The sequence below is a fragment of the Spirulina sp. CS-785/01 genome (assembly GCF_028330525.1).
GTDB lineage: Bacteria > Cyanobacteriota > Cyanobacteriia > Cyanobacteriales > Spirulinaceae > JAQMSD01.
The window spans coordinates 1-7,434 of record NZ_JAQMSD010000230.1 but is presented as its reverse complement, the minus strand read 5'-3'; the positions used below and the strand labels follow the sequence as shown (position 1 = coordinate 7,434).

Sequence of the window (7,434 nt, the reverse complement as noted above, 5' to 3'; positions counted from 1 at the left end):
TCCCAACCATCAACTATCAACCATCAACCATCAACTCCCCTTTGTGTCCTTTGTGTCTTGGTGGTTCAATTTCCCAACCATCAACTATCAACCATCAACCATCAACTCCCCCCTAACTACTAATTACTATTTACCGCCATACTATGAACTTTCGTGTCTCTCCCTTTCAGCAGAATCGTTATTTTTGGCTAGCAGCCGCCCTAGGACTATTATTAGACCAACTGAGTAAATATTGGGTCACACATACCTTTAGCGAAATAGGCGACACCCTCCCCATCTTCTCCGAAATCTTCCACTTCACCTATGTAATCAATACAGGAGCAGCCTTTAGTTTATTTTCAGGAGGCGTAGAATGGTTACGGTGGCTCTCCTTACTGGTGAGTATCGGATTAATCCTCTTTGTCTGGCTAAGTCCCAAATTAAGCCTACCCGAACAACTAGGCTATGGATGTATTTTAGCCGGAGCCATAGGCAACGGAGTCTGTCGATTCATCAACAGCCATGTTATTGACTTTCTAGACTTCCGTCTCATCCAATTTCCCGTCTTTAATCTCGCCGATGTTTTTATTAATATTGGCATTGTCCTGCTATTATACGCCGCCTTTTTTCCCGTCCAAGGCAAGACAGAGTAGGATAGTTAACAATTACCGATTACCGATTACCCATTACCAACGTGAGTAATACCCAACTCAGTCGCATTGTCACCCAAATGGTACAGGGGTTAGGGTCCGCCATCCAACTCAAACCCAAAGCACGAGTGCCTCAACTGTGGGTGCAAGCAGCAGACGCAGAGGAAGCAGACGTACATCCCTTAGTCGGGGATAAGTATGTGTTGGGCCGCAGTTCTCGCCAAAGTGATATTGTAGTGCGGAATCCCGTGGTGAGTCAGGTGCATTTGTCCTTAAACCGAGACCCCCAACACCCCAATAATTTTATTATCCGCGATGAACGCTCCACCAATGGGATTTATTTGGGCAAACGTCGGTTAGACTCCTTAATGCTACGTCATGGGGATATCCTCACCCTTGGCCCCCCAGAGTTGGCCAATGGAGTCCGCATCCAATACCACAACCCGCCCCCGCTTTGGGTGCGTATCTTACGCTATAGTCTCTATGGGACAGGAGGCGTAACCGCGTTAATTACCGCTTTAATTTTAGTGGAATGGACAAAAATCCCCGTTTTTCCCTTACCCCCAGGGGTACAGGGGCCAGTGGCCGTTTATGCGCGAGATGGGGAAACCCCGTTACGGCCCTTACGGAATGAAACCCATCAGGAATTAGAACAATTATCGGACTTTTCGCCCTATTTACCCAAAGCGGCCATTGCCTCCGAAGATAGCCGCTATTATTGGCATTTAGGGGTTGATCCTTTGGGAATTGCCAGGGCAGTGGTTATTAATGTCCGTCAGCAAGGCATTGCCCAAGGGGGGAGTACCATCACCCAACAGTTAGCCCGGAGTTTATACCCCGACTATGTAGGCCGAGGGAATACCGCAGGCCGGAAAATTCGAGAAGCGATCGTCGCCTTAAAATTAGAAACCTTTTATAGTAAAGACGAGTTATTACGCACCTATCTCAACCGCGTCTATTTAGGAGTAGAGAGTTACGGGTTTGAAGATGCCGCACAATTTTATTTTGATAAATCGGCAGCCAATTTAAGCCTCTCCGAAGCGGCCACCCTCGTCGCTATTTTACCCGCCCCCAACAGTTATAACCCTGTCCAAGACTACGACACCGCCGTTCAACTCCGCAATCGAGTCATTCGCCGCATGGCCCAAATGGGCATGATTTCCCCGGAAGAAGCGAATACTGCCCGGCGATCGCGCATTGAAGTCAGTCCAGAAGCAGCAGACACCCTCTCCAACACCATCGCCCCCTATTTTTACAGTCATGTCTTCGTAGAATTGCGAGAATTATTAGGAGAAGACGTGGCCAGAGAAGGCAACTTCATCGTGGAAACCGGATTAGATGTCGAGAAACAAAACATCGCAGAAAACGCCCTACAAGACTACGTGAGAACCACCGGACAACAATTAAACTTTGGCCAAGGGGGGTTAGTCACCCTCAACACCGACACCGGAGAAGTCTTAGCCATGGTAGGGGGAGTTAGTTATCAAAAAAGCCAATTTAACCGCGTCACCCAAGCCAAACGGCAACCGGGATCAACCTTTAAAGCCTTTGCCTATGCTGCGGCCTTAGAACAAGGTATCTCTCCCAGTAAAACCTATTCCTGCGGCCCTGTTACTTGGATGGGGCAAACCTATCGCGGTTGTGAGCGCAGTAGTGGCAATATTAATATGTACCGAGGCATGGCCCAGTCAGAAAATGCCGTCGCCATCCGAGTAGCAAGGGATGCGGGGTTAGAGGATGTCGCCCAAATGGCCTATCGGTTAGGCATTGAAAACAAATTACGCCTTTCTCCAGGATTAGTATTAGGAGAAAGTGAAGTGAGATTATTAAATCTAACCGGGGCCTATGGCACATTTGCCAATGGCGGAGTCTGGAAACGTCCCCACACCATCCGCCGCATTTTAGACGGAGGAGACTGCGAAAACCCCGAGCAAAAAGAAACCTGTCGAGTCATTTATGATGTCGCTAACAGCAGACAAGCGACAAAAGAAGCCTTATCCGCCAATATTGCCCAAACCATGAACACCCTATTACAGGGAGTGGTTCAGGGGGGAACAGGAAGTCGGGCCGCTATAGGCTATAATGCCGCCGGAAAAACAGGAACAACAGACAGAAATGTAGATTTATGGTTTGTGGGTTATGTCTCTAGTCGTCAACTCATCACAGGCATTTGGCTAGGCAATGATGATAATTCCCCCACCAGGGGAAGCAGCAGTAATGCCGCCCAACTTTGGCATAATTATATGCAGCAAATTGTTAATTAAATAGGGCTTTAACTATTATTCCATGACTCGTTTTATACACGATCAATTTGCCAAAGATTATCTCGAAGAACTCCTAAAAGCCTTTGGAGAAGTCCAAGCCCCCAAACGAGTTCCCGCAGAAGTCCGGGAAATTGATGTTTGGTTTAACCCTTCCCCAACCACTTCCGAAGATGTCACAGTTTTAGGTTTATTGGGAGAAGTGGCTCAAACTACAGCTATTATTGAACCCTATCGTAATCCGGCCACAGTCGATGAACTCCGCGACTGCTTATTAAAATTACTCGTGGTCATCGGAGAAGTACAACGGGAAGCGAAGCGCAACAAACGCCAACTCTCCGACCATGAGTTACCGCAATTATGGGTTTTAACCCCCACAGCGTCCAGTAATCTCTTGAGCAAATTTAACCCTATAGAGGGGGAAATAAGCGGGATTTATCGGTTAGGGGAAGCCTTGAGAACCACCGTAGTTGTCATTCACCAACTCCCCCGCACCCCGGAAACGCTTTGGTTACGGTTATTAGGCCGAGGCCGAGTGAAATCACAAGCAATTGATGATTTGGAAGCCCTACCCGTCAATCATCCCTATCGGGAAAATACTCTAGAATTATTGGTAAGCCTCCAGCGCAACTTGAGTATCACAGAAGATGTCGATGAGGAAGATCGGGAGTTCATTATGCGATTAGCCCCTATTTTTAACCAAGAAAAAGAAGAAGCAAAACAGGAAGGACTTCAGGAAGGTCGTCAGGAAGGTCGTCAGGAAGGTCTTCAGGAAGGTCTTCAGGAAGGACGGAGACAGATGCTCGAAAATTTACTCTTAGCTCGTTTTGGAGAATTGGATGAGGAGTTAGAAGGGGTTATCCCACTCCTTTGTACTGTCACCCCTCAAACTTTAGCCACTTTAGCCCTGTCTTTACCTAATCTCTCACGGGAGGAGTTTTTACAACAAGTCCAAGACCTTACGCAGTAGGAACTCCTTCGTCGGATTTCTCAGGACACTCAAGTACAAATATTCTATTTTTCTCAGGACTAATGAAAATTGTCTCTATCAAAATCAAAAACTATCGGGTTTTTGAAGACATAGAACTGAAAAACATTCCCGCTTTTTGTGTCATTATCGGAGCGAACGGAACTGGAAAATCAACTCTATTTGATACGTTTGGCTTTCTGCGCGATGCCCTAAAGAATAACATTCGCCAAGCTCTACAAGTTCGAGGAGGCTTTAATGAAGTTGTTACACGAGGTAAGCAAAATGAAAATATTGAAATTGAACTAAAGTTCCGGATGAAAATATTGAGTACAGAACGCCTTGTCACTTATATATTAATTGTTGGGAAAGAAAGACAGAAACCTGTAATTAAGCGAGAAATTTTACGGTATAAACGAGGAGAATATGGCTCTCCATACCATTTTTTGGATTTCCAAAAAGGGAAAGGGTACGCCATCAATAATGAAGAAGACTTTAGCCAACCTGATGAAGACTTACAACGAGAAGAACAGCAACTGGAATCTGATGATATTTTAGCTCTCAAAGGACTAGGACAATTTCAAAGATTTAAGGCCGCCAGTGCCTTCCGTTCTCTCATTGAAAATTGGCACGTTTCTGATTTTCATATCAGCGAAGCCAGGGGTAGTAAAGACGCACTTTACGCTGAACACCTCTCTCCGACAGGTGACAATATGGCAGTCGTTGCACAATATATCTATCAAGAGCATCCCGAAATATTTGAGCAAATTTTGCAGCGAATGAAAGCTAGAGTGCCAGGTATCTCTAAAGTTGAAGCGAAAAATACAGAAGATGGTAGATTAATCCTAAAATTTCAAGACCAAGCCTTTAAAGACCCATTCGTTGATCGCTACGTTTCCGACGGCACTATGAAAATGTTTGCCTATCTAATTCTACTTTTTGATCCTAAACCTCACCCTTTACTTTGTGTCGAAGAACCCGAAAACCAACTTTACCCTAGTCTTCTCCGAGAACTTGCCGAGGAATTTGCCAGCTATGCCCATCGTGGTGGCCAAGTTTTTGTCTCCACCCATTCTCCTGACTTTTTGAATGCTGTTCCCCTAGATAGTATCTTTTGGCTAATTAAAGAACAGGGTATTACAAAAATTCAAAAAGCGACTGATAACGAAACCCTCAAAAATCTAGTTAAAGCCGGAGACCTTCCTGGTTACTTGTGGACTCAAGGCTGGTTTGAAGGAGTAGCTCCCTAATGTCTTATGATCTGATTTTTTTGCTAGAAGAACCCTCAATGAAAAACGTCTTGGACGTAATCTTGCCCAAAATTATTCCCGACCAATACTATATTTGCATTTCCCACCAAGGTAAACATGATTTATTTAACTCAATTCCCAAAAAAATAAAAGCCTTTCAATATGCTCCTAATACAAAATTTATTATTGTTCACGATCAGGACTCCCATGATTGTAAAAGTCTAAAAAATGAACTATTTGAAGTCTGTCAACAAGCTGGAAAATCTGACGTATTAATCCGCATTATTTGCCATGAACTCGAATCTTGGTTTCTTGGTGATCTTGCCGCCCTAGAAAAAGCCTATCAACTTAAACCCCAAAGCCTCAGTAAAAAGCAGACACAGCAAAAATTTCGCAATCCTGACCAACTCAACTCAGCTAAACAAGAACTCAAAAAATTAGTCAATGAATATTATCCTGGCACTCACTCGAAAGAGATCGCGCCCTATTTATCTCTGACCCACAACAAATCACGTAGTTTCCAAATCTTCCTCGATGGTATCAAACAACTAACGACAAATACTTAATTTTTCTTCCCCTCTGTCAAAAAGACGATGATCACATCTCAGGGAACGCCTCCCATCCTACCTCCGAGAGGGGATTCGCTCATCTCCGATCTTGTTGCTGAGGAAACTCAAGTACAAATATTCTAATTTTCTCAGGACTAGAGATAAAATAAGATAGAGAATCTGACTCTTGGTGACTGCTCTGTGATGTCCTACGAACCCCTCCATCATAAATATCGCCCCCAAACCTTTGCTCAGTTGGTGGGACAGGATGCGATCGCGCAAACCCTGAAAAATGCCATTGCGAAAGGACGCATTGCCCCCGCCTACCTCTTTACCGGCCCCAGAGGCACAGGCAAAACCTCCTCATCCCGCATTTTAGCCAAATCCCTCAACTGTTTAGAGAGTGAAAAACCCACCGAACAACCCTGCGGCCAATGCGAAGTCTGTCGCCAAATTACCAGAGGGAATGCGATGGACATCATCGAAATAGACGCAGCCAGTAACACTGGGGTAGATAACATCCGCGAAATCATCGAAAAAGCGCAATTTGCCCCCGTCCAATGTCGCTACAAGGTTTACGTGATTGATGAATGTCTGACGGGAGATTCCGCGATCGTAACCCGTCACGGCATCAAAAGGATTGACGATCCGACCCTCAAAGGAGAAACTGTCCTCAGCTACAACGAAACCAGCCAATCGTGGGAATATAAAAAAGTTCTACGCTGGTTAAAGCGAGGCATCAAACAAACCCTCACCATCAAAACCCAAAACCAAGAAATTCGTTGTACAGGTAATCATTTACTGAGAACAGAAAACGGATGGATTCCCGCTCAAGACATAAAAGAAGGAATTAGAATCCTCTCTCCCATAAATGCACCGAAAAAACCATTAGTTGCTGTTGCCTCTAGTCCAACATCAAATTCCCACCAAACAGACTTATCTACGGTTCATAATCTTCAATGGAATACAAATTCAGAAATTGTTGAATCCGTTACTCTAGGAGAATGGGAACAAGTTTATGACCTTGAAGTAGAAGATAATCATAACTTTGTTGCCAATGGCTTGTTAGTTCATAACTGTCATATGCTCAGTGTTCCGGCATTCAACGCCCTCTTGAAAACCCTCGAAGAACCCCCCAACCGCGTCGTCTTTGTCCTCGCCACCACCGACCCCCAACGGGTTTTAAATACCATCATCTCTCGCTGCCAACGCTTCGACTTTCGCCGCATTCCCCTCGAAGCAATGGTACAACATTTAACAACCATTGCCCAAAAAGAAACCATTGAAATTAATAACGATGCCCTCACCTTAGTCGCACAAATTGCCAACGGTGGATTACGAGATGCCGAAAGTTTACTCGACCAACTGAGTTTACATTCTGGAGAAATTACCGTTGATAAAGTTTGGGACTTAGTAGGAGCAGTCCCCGAACACGACCTCCTCACCCTTCTACAAGCCATTCGCTTCAATGACCCCGAAAAAGTCATTAGTCAATGCAGACATCTCTTAGACCAAGGCCGTGAACCCCTCATTGTTCTGCAAAATTTAGCCGCCTTTTATCTCAACTTATTAATCGCCAAAACCTCCCCCCATCGCAGTGATCTCGTTGCCGTCACCGCACCCACTTGGGACGCATTAGGAGAAGAAGCCAAAAACTGGGACATTTCCCTCATTCTGCACGGTCAAAAAATCCTTAAAGAAAGTGAAGTTCAACTCAAAAATACCACTCAACCCCGTCTTTGGTTAGAAGTTACCCTGCTAGGACTCCTCCCCCAAACC

6 protein-coding genes are annotated in these 7,434 nt (G+C 45.1%); all 6 read left to right on the top strand.

All coding sequences use genetic code 11. From position 1 onward, the window contains the following. The first annotated feature begins 143 nt into the window (after nucleotides 1–143). Entirely contained in the window at nucleotides 144–632 is a 489-nt protein-coding gene (lspA, locus tag PN462_RS14980; protein ID WP_272129381.1) for a signal peptidase II, read from the top strand. 77 nt (nucleotides 633–709) lie between these two features. Continuing rightward, nucleotides 710–2,893 (top strand): PBP1A family penicillin-binding protein, encoded by a 2,184-nt coding sequence (locus PN462_RS14975; RefSeq protein ID WP_443029185.1) that lies wholly within the window; start codon nucleotides 710–712, stop codon nucleotides 2,891–2,893. 22 nt (nucleotides 2,894–2,915) lie between these two features. Next, the gene (locus PN462_RS14970) at nucleotides 2,916–3,860 is read left to right on the top strand and encodes a hypothetical protein (protein WP_272129376.1); all 945 of its coding nucleotides are present in this window, start codon (nucleotides 2,916–2,918) and stop codon (nucleotides 3,858–3,860) included. A 62-nt stretch (nucleotides 3,861–3,922) separates the two neighbouring features. Beyond that, entirely contained in the window at nucleotides 3,923–5,107 is a 1,185-nt protein-coding gene (locus PN462_RS14965) for an AAA family ATPase (protein ID WP_272129375.1), read from the top strand. Continuing rightward, entirely contained in the window at nucleotides 5,107–5,673 is a 567-nt protein-coding gene (locus PN462_RS14960; RefSeq protein WP_443029184.1) for a DUF4276 family protein, read from the top strand. Before PN462_RS14965 ends, PN462_RS14960 begins: the two co-directional genes overlap by 1 nt. 186 nt (nucleotides 5,674–5,859) lie before the next feature. Continuing rightward, on the top strand, nucleotides 5,860–7,434 hold a 1,575-nt coding region (dnaX, locus tag PN462_RS14955; protein WP_272129372.1), incomplete at its 3' end, for a DNA polymerase III subunit gamma/tau.

Excerpts from the sequence above, each read along its gene's own strand:
- PN462_RS14970 (WP_272129376.1), top strand. The coding sequence starts at position 2,916 with ATGACTCGTTTTATACACGATCAATTTGCCAAAGATTATCTCGAAGAA.
- PN462_RS14975 (WP_443029185.1), top strand. The coding sequence starts at position 710 with ATGGTACAGGGGTTAGGGTCCGCCATCCAACTCAAACCCAAAGCACGA.
- PN462_RS14965 (WP_272129375.1), top strand. The coding sequence starts at position 3,923 with ATGAAAATTGTCTCTATCAAAATCAAAAACTATCGGGTTTTTGAAGAC.
- PN462_RS14960 (WP_443029184.1), top strand. The coding sequence starts at position 5,107 with ATGTCTTATGATCTGATTTTTTTGCTAGAAGAACCCTCAATGAAAAAC.
- lspA (WP_272129381.1), top strand. The coding sequence starts at position 144 with ATGAACTTTCGTGTCTCTCCCTTTCAGCAGAATCGTTATTTTTGGCTA.